Origin of the sequence: Runella limosa DSM 17973, assembly GCF_000482465.1 — a bacterium.
Classification (GTDB): domain Bacteria; phylum Bacteroidota; class Bacteroidia; order Cytophagales; family Spirosomataceae; genus Runella; species Runella limosa.
This window is the reverse complement of sequence record NZ_KI519425.1, coordinates 295,173-317,765: the sequence shown is the minus strand read 5'-3', so window position 1 is coordinate 317,765 and position 22,593 is coordinate 295,173. Positions and strand designations below refer to the sequence as shown.

General features: G+C 42.6%; 28 protein-coding genes. 17 read left to right on the top strand and 11 right to left on the bottom strand.

The annotated features are described in order from the left end of the window. Positions 1-134 precede the first annotated feature (134 nt). From K339_RS0124555 to K339_RS0124495, 13 genes are all read left to right on the top strand, one after another. Positions 135-341 carry a hypothetical protein gene (locus K339_RS0124555; protein WP_028525978.1) on the top strand — a complete coding sequence of 69 codons (207 nt, stop codon included), beginning with the start codon at positions 135-137 and terminating at the stop codon, positions 339-341. Between the two features lie 116 nt (positions 342-457). Next, the gene (locus tag K339_RS37285) at positions 458-877 is read left to right on the top strand and encodes a hypothetical protein (RefSeq protein ID WP_157607732.1); all 420 of its coding nucleotides are present in this window, start codon (positions 458-460) and stop codon (positions 875-877) included. An 81-nt stretch (positions 878-958) separates the two neighbouring features. After that, positions 959-1,279, top strand: a complete 321-nt coding sequence (locus K339_RS0124550; RefSeq protein WP_037301800.1) for a hypothetical protein — start codon at positions 959-961, stop codon at positions 1,277-1,279. 119 nt (positions 1,280-1,398) lie between these two features. Then, positions 1,399-1,662 carry a hypothetical protein gene (locus tag K339_RS0124545; protein WP_028525976.1) on the top strand — a complete coding sequence of 88 codons (264 nt, stop codon included), beginning with the start codon at positions 1,399-1,401 and terminating at the stop codon, positions 1,660-1,662. Further along, the gene (locus K339_RS0124540) at positions 1,649-2,263 is read left to right on the top strand and encodes a hypothetical protein (RefSeq protein WP_028525975.1); all 615 of its coding nucleotides are present in this window, start codon (positions 1,649-1,651) and stop codon (positions 2,261-2,263) included. The genes K339_RS0124545 and K339_RS0124540 overlap by 14 nt, the downstream gene beginning before the upstream one ends. Positions 2,264-2,270: 7 nt before the next feature. Continuing rightward, positions 2,271-2,819 carry a TIGR02594 family protein gene (locus tag K339_RS0124535; RefSeq protein ID WP_028525974.1) on the top strand — a complete coding sequence of 183 codons (549 nt, stop codon included), beginning with the start codon at positions 2,271-2,273 and terminating at the stop codon, positions 2,817-2,819. A gap of 28 nt (positions 2,820-2,847) precedes the next feature. Next, the gene (locus K339_RS0124530; RefSeq protein WP_028525973.1) at positions 2,848-3,372 is read left to right on the top strand and encodes a hypothetical protein; all 525 of its coding nucleotides are present in this window, start codon (positions 2,848-2,850) and stop codon (positions 3,370-3,372) included. Positions 3,373-3,443: 71 nt separating this feature from the next. Next, entirely contained in the window at positions 3,444-4,010 is a 567-nt protein-coding gene (locus K339_RS0124525; protein WP_211243839.1) for a hypothetical protein, read from the top strand. A 262-nt stretch (positions 4,011-4,272) separates the two neighbouring features. Beyond that, on the top strand, positions 4,273-5,289 hold the full coding sequence (locus K339_RS37280) for a hypothetical protein (protein WP_211243838.1): 1,017 nt from the start codon (positions 4,273-4,275) through the stop codon (positions 5,287-5,289). A 100-nt stretch (positions 5,290-5,389) separates the two neighbouring features. Continuing rightward, complete coding sequence (locus tag K339_RS0124515; RefSeq protein ID WP_157607729.1) at positions 5,390-5,893, top strand: hypothetical protein; 504 nt, start codon at positions 5,390-5,392, stop codon at positions 5,891-5,893. 58 nt (positions 5,894-5,951) lie between these two features. Next, entirely contained in the window at positions 5,952-6,677 is a 726-nt protein-coding gene (locus K339_RS0124510) for a chitosanase (RefSeq protein ID WP_051398221.1), read from the top strand. A gap of 120 nt (positions 6,678-6,797) precedes the next feature. Further along, positions 6,798-7,145 carry a hypothetical protein gene (locus tag K339_RS0124505; protein WP_211243837.1) on the top strand — a complete coding sequence of 116 codons (348 nt, stop codon included), beginning with the start codon at positions 6,798-6,800 and terminating at the stop codon, positions 7,143-7,145. Between the two features lie 12 nt (positions 7,146-7,157). Continuing rightward, positions 7,158-7,847 carry a hypothetical protein gene (locus tag K339_RS0124495; protein WP_157607728.1) on the top strand — a complete coding sequence of 230 codons (690 nt, stop codon included), beginning with the start codon at positions 7,158-7,160 and terminating at the stop codon, positions 7,845-7,847. A 28-nt stretch (positions 7,848-7,875) separates the two neighbouring features. Here K339_RS0124495 and K339_RS0124490 read toward each other — a convergent pair whose 3' ends face one another. The 3 genes from K339_RS0124490 to K339_RS0124480 are packed head-to-tail and all read right to left on the bottom strand — an operon-like array spanning position 7,876 to position 10,408. Then, on the bottom strand, positions 7,876-8,853 hold the full coding sequence (locus K339_RS0124490) for a bile acid:sodium symporter family protein (protein ID WP_028525966.1): 978 nt from the start codon (positions 8,851-8,853) through the stop codon (positions 7,876-7,878). Between the two features lie 3 nt (positions 8,854-8,856). Next, positions 8,857-9,756: an orotidine-5'-phosphate decarboxylase gene (gene pyrF / locus K339_RS0124485; protein ID WP_028525965.1), complete on the bottom strand. Its 900-nt coding sequence runs from the start codon at positions 9,754-9,756 to the stop codon at positions 8,857-8,859. Positions 9,757-9,763: 7 nt separating this feature from the next. After that, entirely contained in the window at positions 9,764-10,408 is a 645-nt protein-coding gene (locus K339_RS0124480; RefSeq protein ID WP_028525964.1) for a histidine phosphatase family protein, read from the bottom strand. An 80-nt stretch (positions 10,409-10,488) separates the two neighbouring features. On the opposite strand from K339_RS0124480, the gene K339_RS0124475 reads away from it, so the two are divergent. Continuing rightward, positions 10,489-10,911, top strand: coding sequence for a hotdog fold thioesterase (locus K339_RS0124475; RefSeq protein WP_028525963.1), 423 nt, complete (start codon positions 10,489-10,491; stop codon positions 10,909-10,911). 58 nt (positions 10,912-10,969) lie between these two features. Here the strand turns inward: K339_RS0124475 and K339_RS0124470 are convergent, their stop codons facing one another. After that, positions 10,970-11,281 (bottom strand): isoamylase early set domain-containing protein, encoded by a 312-nt coding sequence (locus K339_RS0124470; RefSeq protein WP_028525962.1) that lies wholly within the window; start codon positions 11,279-11,281, stop codon positions 10,970-10,972. 220 nt (positions 11,282-11,501) lie between these two features. Continuing rightward, positions 11,502-11,903, bottom strand: a complete 402-nt coding sequence (locus K339_RS0124465; protein WP_028525961.1) for a group III truncated hemoglobin — start codon at positions 11,901-11,903, stop codon at positions 11,502-11,504. Between the two features lie 247 nt (positions 11,904-12,150). Between K339_RS0124465 and K339_RS0124460 the strand changes: the two genes are divergently transcribed. Continuing rightward, a complete protein-coding gene (locus K339_RS0124460) occupies positions 12,151-13,794 on the top strand; it encodes an amino acid permease (RefSeq protein WP_028525960.1) in 1,644 nt (547 codons plus the stop codon). An 81-nt stretch (positions 13,795-13,875) separates the two neighbouring features. Here K339_RS0124460 and K339_RS0124455 read toward each other — a convergent pair whose 3' ends face one another. The 4 genes from K339_RS0124455 to K339_RS0124440 form a co-directional block, all read right to left on the bottom strand. Continuing rightward, on the bottom strand, positions 13,876-14,586 hold the full coding sequence (locus K339_RS0124455) for a porin family protein (RefSeq protein ID WP_028525959.1): 711 nt from the start codon (positions 14,584-14,586) through the stop codon (positions 13,876-13,878). A gap of 96 nt (positions 14,587-14,682) precedes the next feature. Continuing rightward, positions 14,683-16,590 (bottom strand): STN and carboxypeptidase regulatory-like domain-containing protein, encoded by a 1,908-nt coding sequence (locus K339_RS34680; RefSeq protein ID WP_051398220.1) that lies wholly within the window; start codon positions 16,588-16,590, stop codon positions 14,683-14,685. A 36-nt stretch (positions 16,591-16,626) separates the two neighbouring features. Further along, positions 16,627-17,631 (bottom strand): FecR domain-containing protein, encoded by a 1,005-nt coding sequence (locus tag K339_RS0124445; protein WP_028525958.1) that lies wholly within the window; start codon positions 17,629-17,631, stop codon positions 16,627-16,629. Positions 17,632-17,668: 37 nt separating this feature from the next. Then, a complete protein-coding gene (locus K339_RS0124440; protein ID WP_028525957.1) occupies positions 17,669-18,250 on the bottom strand; it encodes an RNA polymerase sigma-70 factor in 582 nt (193 codons plus the stop codon). A 197-nt stretch (positions 18,251-18,447) separates the two neighbouring features. Here K339_RS0124440 and K339_RS0124435 point away from each other — a divergent pair, with 197 nt between their 5' ends. Together K339_RS0124435 and K339_RS0124430 are read left to right on the top strand one after the other, a co-directional pair. Then, positions 18,448-18,681 carry a DUF433 domain-containing protein gene (locus K339_RS0124435; RefSeq protein WP_028525956.1) on the top strand — a complete coding sequence of 78 codons (234 nt, stop codon included), beginning with the start codon at positions 18,448-18,450 and terminating at the stop codon, positions 18,679-18,681. Beyond that, positions 18,678-19,031 carry a DUF5615 family PIN-like protein gene (locus K339_RS0124430; RefSeq protein ID WP_028525955.1) on the top strand — a complete coding sequence of 118 codons (354 nt, stop codon included), beginning with the start codon at positions 18,678-18,680 and terminating at the stop codon, positions 19,029-19,031. The genes K339_RS0124435 and K339_RS0124430 overlap by 4 nt, the downstream gene beginning before the upstream one ends. Positions 19,032-19,087: 56 nt before the next feature. On the opposite strand, the gene K339_RS0124425 is transcribed toward K339_RS0124430, so the two are convergent. Next, positions 19,088-21,457, bottom strand: coding sequence for a hypothetical protein (locus K339_RS0124425; protein WP_037301797.1), 2,370 nt, complete (start codon positions 21,455-21,457; stop codon positions 19,088-19,090). Between the two features lie 16 nt (positions 21,458-21,473). Next, the gene (locus K339_RS0124420; RefSeq protein WP_028525953.1) at positions 21,474-22,589 is read right to left on the bottom strand and encodes a DUF4249 domain-containing protein; all 1,116 of its coding nucleotides are present in this window, start codon (positions 22,587-22,589) and stop codon (positions 21,474-21,476) included. Positions 22,590-22,593 lie beyond the last annotated feature (4 nt).

The following is a 22,593-nucleotide window of genomic DNA, read 5'->3' as shown; positions in this document are numbered from 1 at the left end:
ACAAGTTAGCTATAAAATCACGAAAAACAGCAAAATACTGTCTTGGCAGTAGGCCAAATTGATAAAAATACGGCCTCACCAGTATTGTCTTCGGCGTGTTGAATGAAGAGCTTTGTCTTCATAAAAATAGCCAAATGAAACGCATCAAATCTTACACCCTTGGTTGGAATACATTACAGAAGGAGGGCTATGTAACGCTTACAGATGAGTCTCAAAGAGACCACTCATTTGAAAAAGTATCGCTCGAAGAGATGGCACTGCTCCAAAAACTGCTTTATCAAGACGAAGCTTATTTAGATGAACAGAAATGGCTTATCGTAGGGTGGAAAAAGAAGGGTTAACGAAAACATTTTGAATAATAGTATTAAGCAAACGATTTGGTGGACTAACCCGAAAAAGCACCGAAAAACGGGGAGTAGGGTCAAGAAAAACAAATGAAAAAAACTTTTCTTACGTCTTGTGTGGTGTACTTGATGTATTAGATAAGATAGTAAATGCTAATTCAATTACTTATGGGGGGCAAAATTATAAAATTACAACAATAAGAAGCAATGCTTCAAACCCCGTATGTAGTGGTCAGCCTGCATTCGCTATAGTCGCAGAAAGTTCAACCTCATCAGATCGTATTTTAGTATCAATATCTAATTTTCCAAAACAAGCTACCGCATTTAATATAAACAAACACATTTCTTATCCATGCGGGAATAATGCTTCAATATTTGTTTCAGAAATCAGTCCTTCTGGTAGTAGTGGGCGAATTGCCACATCCAGTGGAGGAGGAACCTGCACGATGAATTTTGGTAGCAAGCAATTCGAAATAAAAGGAGTCAGCTTGGATGGTGCAGGCATACTAAGTGGTAATGGCAGTTTTAATTGAATAGAGTTAGAAAAGCCGAACTAATCCGAACTAACGGCTTTAAAGAAGAAAGTAGGGTCCCAACAATAAACTATTATTAAAATGAAAAAAGTAACTGTTTTATTAACAATGATGCTCGTTGTATCAATCGCATTTATGAGTTTCAAAGCAAAAAATGTCACTCGTTATGGTGGCACAGCATCAGTAACTGTAAAAGTTGGGCCGCAATCAATACCAAACTGCATGTATTTTGATAATGCTGTTAAGGAAGGCCAAATGCGTGTAATCGAAGTCTCTACTTCTTGTACGTATTCAAATTCAACGGCAGCAAAAGAAGATTTACAAAGAAATATTGGTTATAAAATAAAGTGTTATGAAAAAGCAACTTCAAGCATTAAGTATGATATTGATACTTGCGATTAATATGAAAACTCTCAATACTCTTGCATTACTCATCGTTTTGGGTAATGCAAGAGTGAGGTAATAAATACGATTGTACAAGGCTCATTTATTTTATTTAACCAATTAAAAAAAATATCAAAATGGAAGAACAAATAAGACAAATTGAAGCACTATTAAGACTCTTTCGTATTGAGAGATATGCGTATCTAATTGCAGTTCTGTTATGTGCACTGATATTGATGGGACTTGCTGTATTTTCTCTTTTAAATGAGCGAATTGACTTTAAGTATTTTGTCGGGCTGCTAACACCTTCGGGTGCTATGATCTTTCTTATCAACAATATTCTGAAATTCTGGAACGATGCCATTGAACTTTTAAGAAACCAACCCGATGAAAACATCTAAGTATCAAACAGAAAGCCAAAAACGCCTTTGGAGTGTTTTTGCAATACTTTTAATGCTTGTAGGCTTTGTTTATGTTCTTTACAAAGTCAAAGATAGTTTTGAAATTATCAACGCTAATAAAATAACTATCGAAAAGCAAAAAAATGCCGCCGATTCTTTGGATAAAATTATCGCTAATAAGAAGAAAACTTTAGATGACATTGCTAAAATCAACAGTTCCAAGCAAAGTAATAGTAAAGAACTGATACAGGACAAACTGATAGCTGACAAAAGCCTCGAAAATGCAGCAATTAATTTAAATGAGAAAAACTCAAAATCGAAAGTTTATATCCAAGTTAATAGCAAACTTTTATTGGACGAAGCCAAAAGCTTGAAGTTGATAGAGATAATTAACTCCAACGATTTTCAAGCATCAGGGTATGACCTTGAAGAAGGTAGAGCAGATAATTCTATCCGATATTTTCATGAAGAAGACAAGCCCAAAGCTGAAATGCTTAGGAATCTCTTGAATGATAAAACTCCTTATCGGCTGGTTCTTAAACAAGTGAAAGGCTTTGAGAATAAAGTAAAAGTAGGTCAATTAGAAATCTGGATAAAATAATACAACTATGGCACTACCAAATGAATTTCAATGGCTTGCTGATGAGCCTAAAACCCGTATGATTGAAGAAGCCCTTCATTTTTACGGAACAACAGAAGACTTAAGCCCTAAAAATAATAATACCATCATGGCTTGGGCGGTAGAAGTAGGTGGAAAAGTAGCCGATGTTTACAAAGCTGACTCAATACCTTGGTGTGGTTTGTTTATGGCGTTAGTTGCCAAACGAGCTAAAAAACAAGTGGTAAAAGACCCGCTTTGGGCTTTAAATTGGGGTACTTTCGGAAAGCTAACCGAAGTACCAATGCTTGGGGATGTACTTGTATTTAACAGAATAACTCCCGATGGCAAAAAAGCTGGGCACGTTGGACTTTATGTAGGCGAAAATACAGACCATTTTTTTGTTTTGGGAGGCAACCAAAACGACAGTGTTTGTATAAAAGCAATGGAGAAAAGCAGACTCTACATTTGCCGCAGACCAAATTATAATATTCAGCCCCTAAGTGTAACAGTACGTATTATTGATGCCAATATTAATTCTGTGGGTAGTTTGGCCTAATTTCAAAATACTTAAACAACTTTCAATCATGAAAAAAACATTTTTAATACTCTTTTTAAGCCTTGGCTTTTTTAGTAACGATACCCAAGCACAAACTATGAACGAAACCATTGACTGGATTAAGACAAAACCTCTATATTTTGATAATGGAAATGCCTCAGCCTATTTTTCACTCAAGCCCGTGTACCCCAATGATGTTGAATTATTAACTCCTACTCTTTCCTTTTATGCTGATGGAGTCTTTTTAGCTGGTGTTTATCGTATAAAATTATCGAAGGTCTCTGCCGTACAATATAATGCTTATGAAAAAATAAAAGGTTATTCATTAGTATTATCAGGTCCAGCTGATGAAGGTATAAAAAATGGCAAAACGTATATGCCTTTTAGTGAAGGTTTAAATGGAGTACAATTTGTAGAGAAAGCAGTTACAAATTTTGAGTTACGTTACGGCAATGTCTCAGAAGACGAAATAAAAAGAATCAAAAAAGCCTATGAACATTTAGCAAAGCTATGCGGTGCAAAGTTGGTGAGTGATGATTTATTTAAGAATTAAAAAAACAAAGGTGGAACTAACCTGAAAAAGCGCCTAGATACTGAGAGTAGGGGCTATCTAAAACTACCAAAATGATGAAGCGGATATTATCATTCTTGTTTGTCGCATTGGCTTATACCAAAAGTTATGCCCAGGACGGAGATACTGTGATGCGTTATAAAAAAACGGCATGGCTTGTGAGTACCAACTTTAATCTACCTACTGTACAGTTTAGCCCTTATACTGAGGCCGGTAAAGTTGGTAAAACAGCCTCGGGTGAAGTTTCTTTTTTTAATTCACTTGGTGCAGGAATTTCACTGTCTAAAGCTGATTTCAATCTTTTAACTGCAAAAGGCGATACCACAGGCTCAGATATAAGAAATCATTTTGGTTTTCAAGCAGGTTTTCTTTTTTCTAAGTCAGGGGCGGGCAATAGTAGGTTTGCTTTTTACACCGGTATTTCGGTATTAGATTTTCAGGTAGGAATTGGCAAAGAATTTGGAGACATAAGTACCAACATCAAACCTGCGTTCTATACCATTTCCTACTCTATACCAATGAATAAGTTCTTCAAAAACACCACCATAGTTCTTAGAAATAAAGGAGGAAAGGGATTTGGCAATAAACTCACTTCAATCAAAAAAGCATTTACCATCTAAAAATATGAAAAAGCTATTGATACTATGTTGTATCCTGTGGTCAATGGCTGTCTATGCTCAAACTGAGAATGATCAGGAAATAAATTTTTTGTTTAAAGAGACGGTAAGGATAAACTCAAAACAAACATTTATTTCTCCACCGTTAACTTTTTGGACTTTATACAAAACGCCTACCTATCGTTCGTATATTTTGGTGTTAGACCCAACTATCAATTTTTTCATATTTACTGGTACAAAAACCAAAAATACGCTTCTGCTGAGTATGGCCAACGAATCTCGCGTCAATTGGTCGAGAGGCTATTCACCCAAATATGATTCACGTACATTTTGGAACCAATCGTTTCCTGTCCGTACACCGAGCTATAAGCCAAGTATTACCTATTTCTTTGAAAGACGGTCAAAAAAGAAAGAGGATAGATGGAAACGCATCTACCAACAAAATAAAAGTAGGTCAATTAGTGGTAAAGAAACGAAAGAGTACAGGCACCATTATTATTCTATGAGTGTTTATCACCACTCCAATGGACAAGATGCCACCAACAGTGAGGCAGCCCAATATCGCTATTTAAGCAGTGCCCAAAAAGATTGGGAAGAGCGGTATATGTTGACAAATGGCGTGAGCCGGCAGGCTGCTAATCAAGCGTTTTTGATAGAAAACCCCACGTCCAATTACGATACCTATAAAAGATACATGAATATCTACAATGGTAATTTTGGCATCAACTTGGGCGTAGAAGCAGGCGTTACTTTCTCCCGATTTAGGTTTTATTCTACTGATGATTTATCTAAAAGTATCTCCAATCGAACACTTTATTTTGGGATGAACTCTGGGCAACTGACTACTCCTTTGGTTGATCTTGGAGAGGCATCGCTTGTGGGGGTATATGGCTTAGAAAAGCTTGTGTTCAGGTACCAGAATATCATAGGAAAAAGAGACAATGAGACAAATAAGAAGTCTATTTTTGAAAAGCACAGATTTGTGATCAATGGTTCATTGGCACTCAATAAGTTCATCAAAACCAACTTGTATTCTCCTACATTCAAAAACAAAATCAATATAGATTTTAAATACCAATGGAGTGGGGCCAATGCCGCCAAATATCGGGTCAATTCCAATTCAATAAGTTATTTCGTTGGGGTGGGTTACAAAGGCCAAGATGACTACAATGTGTATTTTGAAGATAGCTTTTTCTTTATTCAAGCAGGTATTGCGTTGGGTAATAAGCTTCATGTGGATGCTTCGGAATACACTATTAAGCGAAATATTTTTGGGCTTTGAACAAGAGATAGTTTCCATCTTATCCAAAATTCAACCTATAATTCCAAATCAGTTTCAAAAAAAGAAAACTCAAACTTTCACCCAAAAACAATTTTCAAACATGAAAAAAATACTTTTACTACTCTTTTTAAGCGTTGGTTTTTATATCAATAATGCGCAAGCTCAAACCAAAGAGCAAACAATTGAATGGTTAAATGCTAAAGCAGGTAATATTCATAACCCTGAGTTTGCCAAAATGTATTACTTAAAAGCCACAAGTAATGATGTCGAGTTATTTTATCCTCAATATAACGGCTATAGTGATGTACGGCATATTAATTTTTCAAAAATGACTGCAGCAAACTATGTATTACAAGAGGGGGCATACAAACTTAGAATTATGGGTAAAATAGATAGAGTTTTCAACCCTGATCGTTCCAGCTATTTTGGTGATATAAGCAAATATAATGAATATGGTGTCACTATGGATTCAGGGGTTTATTCTGTCATTGAAATATGGTACAGTGTTACAGAAGACGAAATCAAACAATTAAAAAAGGGTTATGAGCATCTTGCGAAACTTTGTGGTGCCAGTGTTGCAAATAATGATTTGTTTAAAAACTAAATTTTGAAGTAATACCTAATTTCTAAAATCACGTGTATACACTTTAAAAAATTTAGTTATGAACTTTTCATTCTTACCAACAGGCATAAGTCAAGAAGCCGCTGATAAAATTTTGGAAGTAATTAATGTATTTGAAACGAGTTCTAAATTAGGAAAATATGATGCTTGGGTGGCTTATCAAGATTTTAATTATCAAGGGCAGAGTTACAAACAAATTACCTACGGCAGGTCGCAAACGACCGAGTTTGGTAATCTTAAAAAGCTACTCGAAATGTATATTGGGGCAGGAGGCACTTACGCCAGTGCTATAAGCCCTTATATACCAAACATTGGAAGAATTGTGGGTGGTGTTCCTCAGTCTTTTTGGAGTAATAATACTTTTAAGAAGACTTTAAAAGATGCCGCCAATAATGATAACATTATGTGCGTCACTCAGGATATATTCTTTGACAGGTATTATTTCCAACCTGCCGTAGCCTTCTTTGTGCATCACCAATTTACGCACCCCCTGTCTCTTTTGGTGATTTATGATAGCTTCGTTCATTCGGGTGGAGTTCCTAACCATCTCCGTCAACGGTTTCCAGAAGTTCCCCCGTTGATGGGCGGAAATGAAAAGCGTTGGATTAAACAATATGTAGATGTGCGGTACGAGTGGTTGGCAAATCATTCTAAGAAATTACTAAGAAACACCCGTTACCGCCCTCAGTTATTCCAAAGATTGATAGCCGACAACAATTGGAATTTGGATAGAGCGTTTGAGACGCAAGGCGTAGATTTTCCATAGCATTTCTTAGAATAAATGAGAGTCATAACCCTTATTCTCACAAGCTTGCTTGCTGTTAGTGCTTTTTGTCAACCAATCAATCGTTACAGTTCTCAAGATTTTACAAACCAAAAGCCTTCATTGCTTACCCTAAGTTCCGGCAAATTTGATAAATACCAACTCAAAGATTTTGTGCGGGCAGGTTCAAGCGTCATACTCGGCAATGAGTTAGATAAATACGATGTCAAAGAAATCATCCTCCTCAACCCTGCACTCGTAACAATACGGGGTACAAAGTTTGATAAATATGACATGAAAGATTTTGTGCGGGCAGGGGCAAGCGTCATCACTGATAGCAGGTTCGATAAGTATGATACCAAAGAAATCATAGCTGTAAACCCTGCCTTGGTAACTGTTATAGCCAATGGCTTTGATAAATTCGCCATTAATGAGTTTATACGTGCCAGGGCGAAGGTAATGGTGGAGTAGAAAAACGAAAAAATGAAATATTCTCTATTATTACCGGGTGTTTTACTGATCTTTTCCTGCCAACCGCAAGAGCAAACCACCGAAAAAAAGCCCTATACGCAGCAAGATACAGTGCGTATATCACCATATTATTGCTATGACAGGGAAATCTTCAACCATATTGTGGATGGCTTCCCTAATTTGTACCAATACCCACCCTTGCATCCTGATAGTGCATTTGCTATAAAAAGCTATACAGAATACTTTGATAAAACGGGCGAAAAACAATGTATTGATTTTGGGGTAACGGCTCATTCCGACGATTTTTATGCGCTTTATGCTGATTTTCTACGTCAAAAAAACAAAACCGATGAAGCCAAAAGAAGGCAGTTACAAGGAAACTTTGAAGCCTTGGTACAGATTTACCGATTGATAACATTTCGAAGCCAAATGCAAGGCTATATAGAGGGCAAAACCCCTGCGATGGTACAATACAGTTTGTATTTGTGGCACCAACGTAAAACTACTGATTCAAAAGGTTTTGAACAACGTAAAGAAGCGTATTTGAATCATTTGAATGAATTGAAGAACGACATCGTAGATACTGATTTTAGAGATTTCAGAGAAAAGGCATTCAATCGCTATATGTATGGGCTATATTTAGAAACGGACTTTGATATCGAACAATGTAAAGCTTTTGAGAAACTATACGGCAAACGATAAGGAAAGTAGCGTCAATTTTAGCACTTCCTTATCTCCCATCCCCCATCCGTTGCGCAATCATACTCCCCACCATCAGCTGCAGGGCGTGGTACATCATGAGGGGCAGAAGCGCTACTCCCAACAGCTCGGGGTTCGGAAACAGGACTTTGCCCATCACCGCCCCCTGTACCAATGATTTTTTGGAACCACAAAATAAGACCGTGATGCGATCGGGTCGGTTAAACTTCAGGGCGTAACTGATGGCATTCATGAGGCCAAACATCGCGAGAAAAAATACCAACATACTCACTCCCAACTGGAAAAGCTCCGAAGCAGCGTGGTTGCTAAACATATTTCCCGTAAACGACTCGCAAAACGAAGTATAAACAATCAGTAAAATGATACTTTGGTCAAAAAGGCGAAGGGCGCTGTTGTACTTCTCAGTCCACTTACCCATTTTTTTGTGGAGCAAAAAACCTAGCACCACTGGCAGCAACACCTCCAAACACAAGCGAATAATCACGTGAGTCACGTCGAAGTTGGCGTCTTGCTGTTCCAACACGCTGCTCATCCAAAGCGGCGTAATAAAAATGCCAATGATGCTTGAAATACTAGCGTTGAAAATCGCGGCAGGTAGGTTGCCACCCGCAATCGCCACCATGACGACCGACGATGAGACCGTAGAAGGCAAGGCGGCCAAATAAAACACCCCCGTCCACAACAGCGACGACGTGTCAATCGGTAGCACCTTGCCTAACCCGATAATCACCAACGGAAAAAACACAAACGTCGTCAATTGAATCAGCAGGTGCAGTTTCCAGTTACTTAGCCCCTTTTTTAGCTTTTCGGGGCTTAGTTTCAGGCCGTAAAAAAAGAAAATCACCGACACACCGTATTCCGCAATTTGAGGCAAGTGCAGCGGGCTTTGTTCGGTACCGAAACTAGGGAAAAGATAAGCAAGCCCAATCATTCCAATCAGGCAAAAGAAAAAACCGTTGATGCCTACCTTTGCGAGTAACTGTATCATAGCTTATATAATCCCAAATGCCTTCAATTGGACTTCCATTTCTTGCTGCATCCGTTTTGCTTCTTCGGCTGCTTTTTGCTCAAAATCAGTACCCGAAGAGGCGTAAATAATGCTACGAGCGGCATTAACGAGCAATCCGCAATCTTTGTTCATGCCGTATTTACACACTTCTTCCATGCTCCCGCCTTGCGCGCCTACGCCTGGAATCAACAAAAAGTGATCGGGCGCAATTTTACGCACTTGCTTGAGCATCGGGGCTTTGGTAGCACCGACGACGTACATGAGGCGGTCGGCACCTCCCCATTCTTGCGACACACGCAGCACGCGCTCAAACACGTACTCATTCTGATTTTCAACGACAATCTGGCTATTGGCCAACCCTAATTCATCATCGTCGTTGCGTGACAATTGGGGATTGAGCAAATGAGTCTGAAAATCGGCGCTTCCTTCGTTTGAAGTTAAAGCCAACAAAATCACCCATTTGTCTTTAAACTCCAAAAACGGCATCACCGAATCGCGGCCCATGTAAGGCGCCACCGTGATGCTGTCAAAGGACATTCCTGAAGAATTTTTGTCAAAGAAAGCTTGGGCGTACAGCGACGACGTGTTACCAATATCACCGCGCTTGGCGTCGGCAATCGTAAAACAGTCTTTGGGAATGTAGGCCAACGTACGCTGCAAACTGTTCCATCCGCGTGGGCCGAGGGCTTCGTAAAATGCGATGTTGGGTTTATACGCTACGGCATACGGCGCGGTGGCGTCGATGAGGCGTTTGTTAAACTCAAAAATAGCATCGGGTTCTTTCAACAAATGCTTTGGCAGTTTTTTGAGGTCGGGGTCGAGTCCTACGCACAAAAAAGATTTTTTTCGCTTTATCTGTTCAATCAGTTGGGCTCTGTTCATCGCTTGGTTAGGCTAATAAATGGGGCGGAACTAGCTCTAAATGAGCTATATCGTTATGTTTTTGAATCGAAAAAGTGGCGGTATGATAATCGTAATGAAGAAGATACAAACCCAAATTGGTATGTAAGTACTCATCCATTTCGTGCAAAGGACGCTTAAAAATGGTCGCCAGCAATACCCGCATGGCCCGACCGTGCATGGCTACAAGTACCGTTTTTTCTTCGGGGCGAGCTAGAATCAAATCAATGACGGGCAATTGGCGACTTTGGACATCCACGGGGCTTTCGCCACCTTCGGCTTGTAGCTCAATTTCGCCCTTTTGCCAACTTTCAATCAACCAGCGGTAGTAGTCGTTGTCCATGCTGTTAGGTGTACGTCCTTCACGTACTCCCCAACTGATCTCATTGAGCCCTTCGTAGGCTTCGTGCGGCAGCCCTTTTTCCAAAAAACCTTTAACACTTTGCTTGGTGCGGATGAGATTGGAGGTATAAACTTTATCAAAAGCGACGTCTTGATAGATTTGGTAAAACGCGTGGGCTTGCGCGTGGCCGAGTTCGTTGAGTTCAGCATCTATTCCGCTTCCCTGCACAACTCCTCGTCGGTTGTAGTCGGTTTCACCGTGGCGGATGAGGTAAATAACTTTAGAAGACATGTAAAATCTACGTAAAATCCGTTTAAAATCGAATGAAATCGCCTAGTTTTGACGACACGACAAAAATACCCCTTTTAGCTATGTTCAACAAAAATAATGCGCTCGAACGCATCAAACAGTTAGATAATAATACAATTGCGGGTCATTTGGGCATCGAATACTTAGAAGTAGGCGACGATTACGTCATTGCTCGAATGCCCGTTGACCACCGCACGCATCAGCCCTTTGGGATTCTTCACGGTGGAGCGTCGGTGGTATTGGCCGAAACCGTTGGCAGTATTGCTTCGTACCTTATCTTACCCGAATCAGCTCATCAGTACGCCGTTGGACTCGACATCAATGCCAATCACATACGCGGCGTCAAAAGCGGCTGGGTGTATGGCAAAGCCACCCCGATTCACATCGGCCGTACGACGCACGTGTGGGAAATCCGCATCACGACCGAAGACGGCAAACTCGTCTGCATCAGTCGCCTAACGATGGCCATTCTTTCAACTCCATAAACAACAAACCCCGCCAAACGTGACGCTTGGAGGGGTTTGTTCAAAATTGTAGCACCGATTAAAGAACTACTACTGAGTTCTCGTCGTAAGATACACCCGTTGGAACGAACTTGTCGGCCGTTTCATCGTTGGTCCATGTAGTACCGTCGAGCAAATAACGGAAAGCATACTCTTTTCCAGTTTCTAACTCTACAATAGCTTTATATGAACCATCTTTTTGTTTCTTCAATTTTGTAGCGGCCTCGGTAGCCCAACCATTAAACTCTCCCAATAGAGCAACATCTTTTGCACCAGCGACTTCGTCAGCTGAAAGAGAGAACGTTACTTTACAAACAGGTTTGCTTTTCAATACTTGTTTTGCAATTGCCATAGCGTTATTTGGTTATTTAGTTCGCAGGGGCAAAGATATAAAATAAATCCAAATCAAGTCAATGATATACAGTCACTTACATTAACATATTGTTAATATAATACAATAAAATAGTTCATCATTACAAAAAACAGCAAAAATAATTTACCAAAAACGAATAAACTATTTAGTATATCGGGCACTATTTACTCTCAAACTTACGACTAGGGGGTAAGTTGCTTCAAGGATTTTCGACACGAACTTGCTCATTGACCTGCTGCACCCGGTTGTTCATAATGGTGGCAATACTGTACGCTCGGTACTTGACATCATCGGCTTTTTCACCTTCAAAAAGCGCATCGACATTCTGAAAGAACAGATTCAGCCAGCGGTCAAAATGCTCGGGGGTAAGCGTGTACTGAGCCGTCAGGCGGAAGTGAGGAGGCATAGGTCGGCCGTTATAGTTAAGCGTTCCGAAGAGAATCCCTTCCCAGAAGTCGTACATCTTGGGTAAATGCAATTCCCACGACACCTGAGCTACTTCGTCGAAGATATGACCAAGCTCGGCGTCTTCTCGTATTTTTTGGTAGAAACTATTCACAAGTAGTTCTACATCGGCGCGGTTTTCAAGTTGTTTTCGCATACGTTTTTAACAAAATTGCTGCAAGATAGGTGCACTATATGTAGTAGAGAATGACTGAAGTCAGATATTGCTCGTATTCTTCATAGTAACTATTTCAGTATCAATCCTTTTGAGTAGGTGATTATTTGGTATAAAAATAAGTTTTCAACCTCTTTATTTGGTAACAAACCAATAAGGGCGTATTTTTCAACCACATTTCAAAAACAAACCTAATCTTAGTATTAAAAAACTTCTAACTACAGACAGAATGGCGAAGCAACTTTGGATTAAAAAACCCTTAGACCAACTCCTCTCAGAGTCCTCGGGTGAGGGCAATCAGCTAAAACGAACCCTAGGTGCGGGTAGCTTAATAGCCCTAGGTATAGGAGCCATCATCGGCGCTGGATTATTTTCAATTACTGGAGGCGCTGCCGCCAACCAAGCAGGCCCTGCCATCACCATTTCATTTATTGTAGCCGCCCTTGGCTGCGCTTTTGCGGGCTTATGCTACGCCGAATTTGCCTCCATGATTCCCGTAGCTGGTAGTGCCTATACTTATTCGTATGCTACGTTGGGAGAATTTGTTGCTTGGATCATCGGCTGGGACTTGGTGTTAGAATATGCCGTCGGTGCTGCTACGGTTAGTATTAGCTGGAGTCGTTATCTGATAAAGTTCCTAGAAGGCTTTGATGTCCACTTACCCGTCGCCCTTACGGTAGGCCCTTGGGATGGCGGTATGATCAATCTACCTGCGGTTTTTATCGTTGTGCTTATGAGCCTTTTACTCATGAAAGGAACGCAAGAAAGCGCCCTTGTGAATGGCATCATTGTGGCATTGAAAGTCACGGTTGTCATTGTCTTCATCATTTTAGGATGGAAATACATCAACGAGTCGAATTATACTCCTTACATTCCTGACAACACAGGTACTTTTGGCGAATACGGCTTTAGTGGTATCATTCGAGCGGCGGCCATCGTATTTTTTGCTTACATTGGTTTTGATGCGGTAAGTACTGCTGCCCAAGAAGCCAAAAATCCCAAAAGAGACATGCCAATTGGTATTCTTGCGTCTTTGGCCATTTGTACGATTTTGTATATTTTGTTTGCCCACGTTATGACGGGCGTAACTAGCTATACTTCATTCAAAGGACAAGACGGAATCGCTCCCGTCGCTGTCGCGATCGAAAGCATGGGTACTCCTAACGCCGCTGGGGTGCTTGTTCCAGATTACCCTTGGTTAAACCGTGCCATTATCGTCGCTATTTTGGCAGGTTATGCGTCTGTTATTTTGGTGATGCTTATGGGACAAACCCGCGTTTTCTTTAGCATGAGCAAAGACGGTTTGTTGCCTAGAGTGTTTTCGGCAGTTCACCCTAAATTCCAAACTCCTGTAAAAAGCAACTTGATGTTCATGCTTTTTGTGAGCTTATTTGCGGCCTTCATCCCTGCCCGTGTAGTAGGAGAAATGACAAGTATCGGAACACTCTTTGCCTTTATTTTGGTATGTATCGGTATTATCGTTATGCGTAAGCAAATGCCAGATGCACCTCGGGCTTTTAAAACACCACTTGTTCCGCTTGTTCCTATTTTGGGTGTAGTTACTTGTTTCTTTATGATGGCGTTTCTACCTTTAGATACGTGGATTCGTTTGATTGTATGGATGATTATCGGTTTCGACATTTATCTATGGTATGGAATCACCAACAGTAGATTATCTCCTGGAAAAAACAAATTAACCGATGATTTAAAAGTTGTTAGTATTTCTGGGTTGGTTTTGGCAGCTGCTTTGGCCATCATTGCCTTTGTTCACCACGGACAAACAAACGGTGAAGATACTGGCTTGTTCTATTTTTCTTTGGGTTTTGCGCTCATACATGGGCTTTTATACATAGCAAACGCGTTTAAGAAATAAACTTTTGCTTTACTATTATAACAAAAAGACCGCTCATAGAGAGCGGTCTTTTTGTTATAATAGCTTCCTGATAATCAACGACTATCTCCCCAACGGAATCGAAAACCCTGCCAATGCCGTAAAACTTTGATTGTGAACGGGCACTTGCACTATCGGCGTGTCATATACCCGCGTAAAACCGCGTTGGTAACGACCTTCTACAAAAAGTTTTGCCCCTCCCAAATCGAAGCTCAAACCTACGCCCCCTGCTCCACCTACTTCAAAGCGGTTGAAACCTCCCAAACCGATGCTCGTGCGGTTGGGCTGGGTACGGAATATAATCAAATCGGCACGGCTCACGATTTTGCCATCGGCCAAATAACTAAATGTAGGCCCCACTACCACATAAGGCTTGACGCGATTACCCGCATCTCCAAACTCATACTGCAACAACAACGGTGCTTGGATATAAGTAAGACGCTGTTTGAGCGACCCGCCCAACGGAAGGTTTACGCCTACCAAGTCCAACAAATCGTTGGAAGAAATACCTGCCCCGCTTTGCGTATAGGCGATTTCGGGACGGAATGACAAACCGCCTGAGATAGGCACTTGCAAAAATACCCCGCCGTTTCCGCTAACGATATAGTTAAGATTTCCCGTGAAGTTTTCAACGAAACCACCGTTTCCTGTGGTTTTGGCAAGGGATGCACCTCCGCGCGCTCCAATCGACACTTGCGCTTGCGCGGTCACGACGAGGAACATCAATCCTACTATAAAAGCAACATTTGAACGAATAAAAGCGAAATTTTTCATGGCATCGAAGATGGTTTTGTAAACGATTATTTCTTGATTAACGACCTTTTGACGCGCCGTATTTTGGCAAGTAACACCCAGCGTCGTTAATGATTGTTAACGATTACAAATCCGAATTCCTGCCTGAAAACCGAGCCAGTTGGTCAAATCAAGGCCATCGCGCAAAGTGGTCGCTGGAAGTGGCTGATACAGACGCGATAAGTCAGCCTTGATGTAGCCAGGCTCTGCCGTGAGTGCCGTCCAGGTACCCGCTGCAAACAACGCCAGCTGTCGTGACAATTTTTTTTCCAATCCCAGACTCAACCGATAAAACATGCCGTTTGAGGAATCAAAGCGGTTGGTCGCTTCCATGATTTTGTTGGCGGTTAAGTCCAAGTTCCCTGCCCAACCACGGCCAAAATACACCGAACTTCCAATCCCGTAGCCAAAAGTATAGAGGGGTTTGTCGGCCATTCCAAAACTACCTCCTAGCGTCACGATGTTATAAAAACCACGTACGCCCGTTTTGAAGGTTAGGTTAGCGTAGTTGAGTTCGTCGCTACTGATTTCAAAACGACGGTAGCCATTGCGGCGAACGTAGCTAAAAAGTCCAATCGGAACCGCTCCCGACGAGTCGGCATAGTTGAATAAGCCTAATTGTAGTCCTTTTTCGTGGATGCCTGCGTAGTTGAAATACGGGCTGATTTGTACTCCTCTCAAGCGGCGAAGCGCAACATTTCCAAAGCCGCTGAGTTGCATTCCGCGCGTGTTTCCGAGCACCACGTTGGCAAAACCGCTGACTTGAGCACCGTGCAAACTCCCGAGTGTCACGCTGGCAAAACCTGCCGTTTGGAGGCCGTTGCTAAAACTACGTCCCGTTAAATTGGCAAAACCTGCCACCTGAATCCCACTGTGGTGCCCGCCCGTCAGGTTAGCAAAACCCGAAAACTGCATTCCTTCCACATTTCTAAACGCGGCATTGCCAAAACCAGACACTTGCAACCCATAGACATTGCGCCCAACGAGGTTGACAAAACCCGAGAATTGTGCTCCGTGGACATCCCAACGCACCAAATTGGCCAGTCCTCCAAATTCCAACGCATTGACTCCCAACGAATACCCCGCTATCACATTGAACGACAGCGCATTAATAACGTGCCCACTCAACACATGGTTGGTGCCAATAAACGGCAAAAACGACACCTGAAAAGGGCGGTAGAGCGTATCATCCACGTTTTTGATGTGAACAGCTTGTTTAGCCGTAGTAAAAGCATCCACAAACGTTTCTTGGACTTTGTCCAGCCTCAACTCGCGTTTTTTGGCGGGGACATCGTTGGTATCTGCCGAAGCCACAAACACAGGCAGCGGTGCCACGGGCACTTTTACCTTGAAGGTATCTTTCCGCGCCACCGTCGTCGAAGGAAGCGTTTGCGGACGAATAGGCTCGGTTTTGCCATCTATTTTCGTATGAATCAGGCCAATGTCCAAGGACAGTTGGTTGTTGATGGGCATACTCGTTCCGAGGTATTTCTCTTTCCGCACCTCCAAGCGCGGATTGGGCAAGGCCGCTGGCAATTTTAACCGATAATACCCCATCGAATTCGATACTGCCGAAACCAACGTTCGTTTTTCGTAAATACTCGCTTGGGCAATGCGTTCTCCCGTTTCTTGGTCAAAAATATAACCATTGATAAAAACCTCTTTCGGCGGCTCATTGGTAGGGGCAACTTTCTGAAGAATGACGTGGTTGCGGCGCTCTTTGTAGGTGGCCGTTCCCTTAAAAATCTCGTCCAACACTTGGCGAACGGCCTTGCCCGACGCGTTTAAGGATACGCGGCGATTGACGTCAAAATCACTGGGATTGTACGAAAAACTAAACCCATTTTTGTCCCCAATCATTTTGAGGGTTTCTTCCAGTCGTTCGTTGGCAACGCGTACCGTAACGGGTTTATCTAATACCGATTTTTGGGCAAAACAGAAAAGAGTAACGAGACAAAACCCAATGGTTTGTAAGCAATTTTTCATGGCTGTTAGTTGGTAAACAGTTGATTGTGAAGCACATTATTCACATCCGCTTCCATCCAATAAGATGGAATTTCCGCGCCGAACTACCCGTAGGTTCAGGGTTTCGGCAATGACGGAGAGCGTAGTATCTAAACTTTCTTTTTCAAAACGCGCCGTCAACAAGCAGTTTTCTAACCGACGACTGCCGAGGCGAATATCGGCATGGTAGCCTTCGCGCAACGACGCAACGACGTCGCTCAAATTGGTTTTTTCAAACACAAACACCCGCGTTCGGTAGGCCATTTCGTTAAAATTCAACGCAGGCATTTTGATGATGGTATCGGCTTCGGAAGTAGCGGCGGCTTCGTCTTTCACCAACACTACTTTTTGTTTTGGGGTCGAAAACTGCACTTTTCCACTCGTGACCGCCACTCGAACGTGGTTGTCATACGCTTTTACGTTGAAAGACGTTCCCAACACCCGTACTTCGGTACCATTGGCATTGATGATAAAAGGCCGCGTTTCATCGCGTTTGACGTCAAAATACGCCTCCCCTTTCAGCGTGACCGTCCGCGTTTCTTCGTTAAAATCGGCGGCGGCAGTCAAGGTCGAATTTTCGTTCAAAAACACCTTCGTTCCGTCGGGCAGGGTCTGCTCTAGCGTATTTTTTTGGGTCTTCACCACAGCGATTTCGGCTTTTTCTATCGGGGTCATCCAACGATACCCCAGCCAGCCTAAACCGAGCACGACCAGCACACTTGCTGCTACCCGCCATGCGGCAAAAGAGGGTTTTCGCAACGGCAACACTTTCGGCTCAAATTGCTCGTTTTTAGCAGTTATTCGCCTATTTACCTTACTCCAAGCTGCCTCCACGTCCACCTCCATTGCAGGAGTCCGCACCTGCGTCGAAGCCTCCCATACCCGCTCAAAACGCGCCAATTCCTGCGCATGGTCAGCCGATTGGGCCAGCCACACTTTTACCTGCGCCTGTTCGTCGGGGGTAGTAGTTCCCGCCACGTACCGCGCCAGTAAATCGTCCGAAATGGGTTCGTTTGCACTCATGAGTAAATTTTTGTCATGCACTAAATTTTCGTAAACCTCACAGATTTTTGGTCAACCAATAGATAATCGCTACCACGGGCAGGAAGTCTGCCAATTCGGCGCGTAATATTTTGAGCGCTTTCCCTATTTGGTTTTCCACGGTTTTGACCGACAGCCCCAATTGGTCAGCAATTTCTTGGTAACGCAATTCTTCAAAACGACTTAACTTAAAAATCACCCGACACTGTTCGGGCAACTTCCCAATTGCCTTGGCAAGTTCGCTTTCGAGTTCGTTTTTATACACCGTCTGACTCACCGACTCATACGCTTCTTCTTGGGAATAAAGCGTGTATTGTTGGTGTTCGTCGCGCACTTTTTGGTGCTTAATACGGTTGAGGCAGTGGTTATGCACCGCCCGATACAAATACGACTTGAGCGACTGCGTAATTTCCAATTCCGCCCGTTTTTCCCAAATACCCACAAATACGTTCTGAACAATCTCCTCCGATTCTTCCTCATCGCGCAAAATCGACCGCCCGTAGGTACATAGTCCTCCGTAGTATTTCCGAAACATTTGTTCGAAAACCCGTTCGTCGCCTTCCCTGATGGCTATAAGTATTTGTGTGTCCGACAATTGCACGTAATAGGATTCCCTTCGTTTTGGCGCAAAAGTACGATTTTGCGGCCAACCTACTGTTTCTTTTTGTGACGAGTTGTCGAAAACGACGGATAAAGCACTCATTTGCTCCTATGACAACTCAAGTCTGCCCTTCCCCCTATGAGGTGAAGAAATATTTTTTGAAAAGAATGTTATCTTTGGTAAAAAATGACAGAACCATGGAAACATTACTCAGTCGAATCACAATTAACCCCAACATTTGTCACGGTAAGCCTACTATCCGTAACAAACGTTACCCTGTGGAAATGATTTTGGATTTACTGTCTGCTGGCAGTAGTCACGAAGAAATTTTAATAGATTATCCTAGTCTTGAAAATGACGACATTTTGGCTTGCTTACAGTATGCTGCTAAACTATCAAGAGTAAAGCGTATTCAGCAAGTATTAGTATGAGATTTTTGGTTGACGCTCAATTACCCTCTCTCTTGGCCACATGGATACGGGAGAAAGGTTATGAAGTCGTTCATACAGACGATTTGCCCAATAAGGATGAAACTGAAGACCAAGAAATTAGGATGTATGCCGATGCAAATAATTGTATTGTTATCAGTAAGGACTCTGATTTTTACGATAGTTATTTAATTAGAAATTCTCCGAAAAAATTACTTCTAATTTCCACTGGAAATATAAAAAATCGTCAGCTGCTAGATTTGTTTCGTAAAAACTTTAGCGAATTGGTAAAATTATTCCCCTTTTACAGTTTAATCGAGATGAATAATACAGAAATTATTGCCCACGAATAACCATTAGGGTTGCGAACAACCCTAATGTATGAAGATTTTCTCCTCTGCTGCGTATTTTACAAAGACGATTTTTTGACCTCAAAGGTAAACGTTTTGCTACCTGCAACACCTTTGTCGGTCAGACCCTGTACAACAACTCGATACGTACCTACTTGGTCTGAAGTATAAAAATTGAGGGTTTGTTTGTTGCTTGTCGTCATTACCTGCGGATTCCAATAAAGGTGGTTACGAAAATCGGGGACACGACTTTTAAGCTGCTCGGCCGCATCGTAACGCGGTGCATAAAACTCCCGCTTTCCCTGTACGCCTTCGTACGAAAGCACCAACGCGCGTGGGTCGATGGGGAAACCTGCCAAATCACCTTTGTAAGTAGAATAACTCACAATGCCTGGAAACGATACTGGACCAAGGTAATAAAGGCCGTCAATCACCTGTAAAGTTTTGATTTTTAGCGGATCAAAGGTCAATACTTTGTCGGTATCAAACATCGGAACGCCGTCCACCATCACAAGCGGCTCTTCCTCAAACGGAACATTTGACTGTAGTTTGTCATACACCCTATAAATAAACTTCCCTTGTCGGCGGCGAACAGCCACCCCTGGCACATACTCCCGCATGACCTCTTCCAAGGTAGGAAAGCGCGTGTAGGCATCTAGTTGATACTTTTCATCGGGTTTTCCAAAAAAGGCCAAAGTATCAGCCTCGGTAGTAATCATTTGTTGGGCTGATTTGGGCGAAAATGAATTACGGGTTTGCATGTTGATACTGCGGGTTAGCAAATCGTTTTTCCACGAAGCATCAAAATGGAATTTAGGCAATACATACGAAGACATTTTGTCGGAGTAAGGGCTGTTGATTTCGATGCGATAGGTGCTGTCTTTGCGCGTATTGGTCTGAACAATGACCTCTTTTGCCCCCAAAAAGTGTTTTAATTCAAACAAAATACGCCCCAAAGAATCGCTCGTCGAAACAAACAATTGAGGGCGTTTGCTTGGAGCAGCCAAATAAGTATCGATATCAGGAACAGCCGCGCCCGTTTTGGCGTCCACCACTTTTCCCGTAATAAAATGCCCCGTCATTTCGGGAGGAAAGGCAAATTTTGGTTTGGTCTGCGTGACGTCATCCCAAGTAAAACGCCGCCAACCGTGGGTCAGCATCAGGTTATCCAGCGCCACCTCATCATCGTTTTGAAAATAATACTGAGGCGACTCAACGTTGCCTTTGAGGTCGGAACTTAACCCTAAATAACTGTCGATAAACACAGGTGAAGGTGCAGGCAGCGAATCCACCAAGAACACCGACACCGAAAAATCGGCGGCAGTCGTGGTGGCGCCTATCTGCGCTCCAAGGTCTAGTTCCACTTTTTCGCGAACGTTGTACTGGTTTTTGCTCGCTTGGACCGAAACCGTCAACGACTCTTTTGGCCGCTTAAAGTACAAGCGTTCAGCAACAGGAGTTTGGTTATTATCAAAAATTGTCAACGTCGAAGTGCCATCACCAAGCAAGTTTTTGTTGAGACTAAAGCGCGCCTGACCGTTTTGGAAAGTAGCCTGAGCGGCATGTTTAGCGATTCCTTTGGTATGTGCCAATAAAGATACGGCACCATCTTTCCCTTGAGCTCGAACAATGACATCTAACGTATTAGCCGTTGACTCGCTCACTTGCATGGCATATCCTTGCGCCAACGCATCAGGAAATTTATAAACAAACCATTGTTTTTGAGCATCTTGCAACAAAACACGGTACGACTGCCCTGTTTGCGGAACAAATCCAAAAGTGCCCATACCAAATTTATGCGGTTCAAAACGGGTAATGGTATCGTTTTGTTGATTGACAATCCGTCCCCGAAAGGTTATTCCTTTTCCATCTTCGCCCACTGCCCTAAACGCCACTTTGCTTTCGAGTCCTTGCACCAAATGGCCCCCTTCGGGAAACAACTGCAAATCGTAAGGCGTTGTTGCTTTTGCCGTAGTGGCGGCGGCGGCTGGTTTGCTAAACGGATTTGCGATGGTGATGGGGCTTTGGAAATAAAATTCTGAACTGAAGTTTTTCATCCATTGCGTATAGCCACGCACCAAGTAGTTTCCGCTGGCTAAAAACGGCGGAATAAACACCGAACCCACTCCTTTGCCACCGTCGAGCGTGATTTTGGTTTGTAATACAGGATTTTGGTCTTTGTCCAACACCTCCAAATAAGCCACTTTGCTCATGGCCAATGGCGTATGCAAGGCGGCATCCACACAATGTGCCTTAAACCAAATCATTTCACCCACCAAATACAACGGTCGGTCGAGGTGAAAGAAAAGTTTTTCTTGTGGTACTTGCTGACGGTAGTTGGTCAGCTGCTGCGTCGGATTTTGGGCCACTCCTGCGGCCACCCCGAGCACAAAAATAAAATATAAAGTCAGTAGAAAACGGGATTTCATAGCATAAGGAGGGTTATTACCAAAAACTAGGACGAACGAGCGTACCACCTTGGGTTCGACAATCGGCACATTCGGAGGTACCAACAATATAATCAGGAAAACGCGCACCTTCTGGATAATACTGACTCACGATAATATCCGTCCATTTGAGGGCATCGGCCAAACTAAGGGTATCTGAAGGCGGACAGAAAACGGAAAAACCGAGCGTCACAGGGACAAAAAATCGTTTTTCTTGGGGCGAAACGGCACTAAAATGCCCAAACACCAGTTCCTGCACATTGGCCGTATTTTTGATGTTTCCTGTCACTTGCGAAGGTTGTGGATCAAAAAGGCTTCCTGTTTTTTCGGTCGTCTTTGAAAGTGAATTCCAATACGCAAATCCATCTTCCGTAAGCCCAATTTGTTTTACCAAAATGCTATACCTTACTCGGAGTTTGTTGGAAGCAGCCGTAATCGTTGTCACAGGGAAATCGTTGATAATATCCTGCGATAATTTTGCGGTGGATGCCAACAAAATCGTAGAAGGACGGGCCGTTTGCCAACAAACATTAATCAGAGAAGTACGATCTACCATGGCTTTGTTCTTGATTTCAAAATATGATATCAAGGGCGAATGATACTCCCAAGTTTCTTCAAAACGCCAACGGTAATAGCGGGTTTTGTTGAGGGGGTCGTGGGTATTGACTAACACCTGAACCGAGCCTTTATCAGCCGCAATTTTATACGTTATGCTATCAATCGGGGGTGTTTGTTTCACCTCCACATACTCAGATAGGTACTCCTTGTTGGCAGTGGTTTTGATACGAATCCGAAACTGCTCTAAAGGATTGACTTTTTGGGCGGGTAGCCGATACAACCCCTTCCCGATTTCGGTAAAAGTATAGGTACTTCCTTTGTTTCCCTCCACCGTCACCCGTGCTCTTAGTTCGGTGCCAAAAGTGTTTTTATTAGAAACCACTTGGGTATAAGTCAGCATAATGCTACTGCTGTCGATTCCGTTGGTGTTTAGAAAACCATCTATAACCAAAAATCGGCCAGGCGTCGAGACCTCAGGAGGAGAGAAAGGCACCACGCACCCTTCAAGCGCCAAAAGCCCCACTATTATAACGATAAACGAAAGTATTTTTTTCATGTAA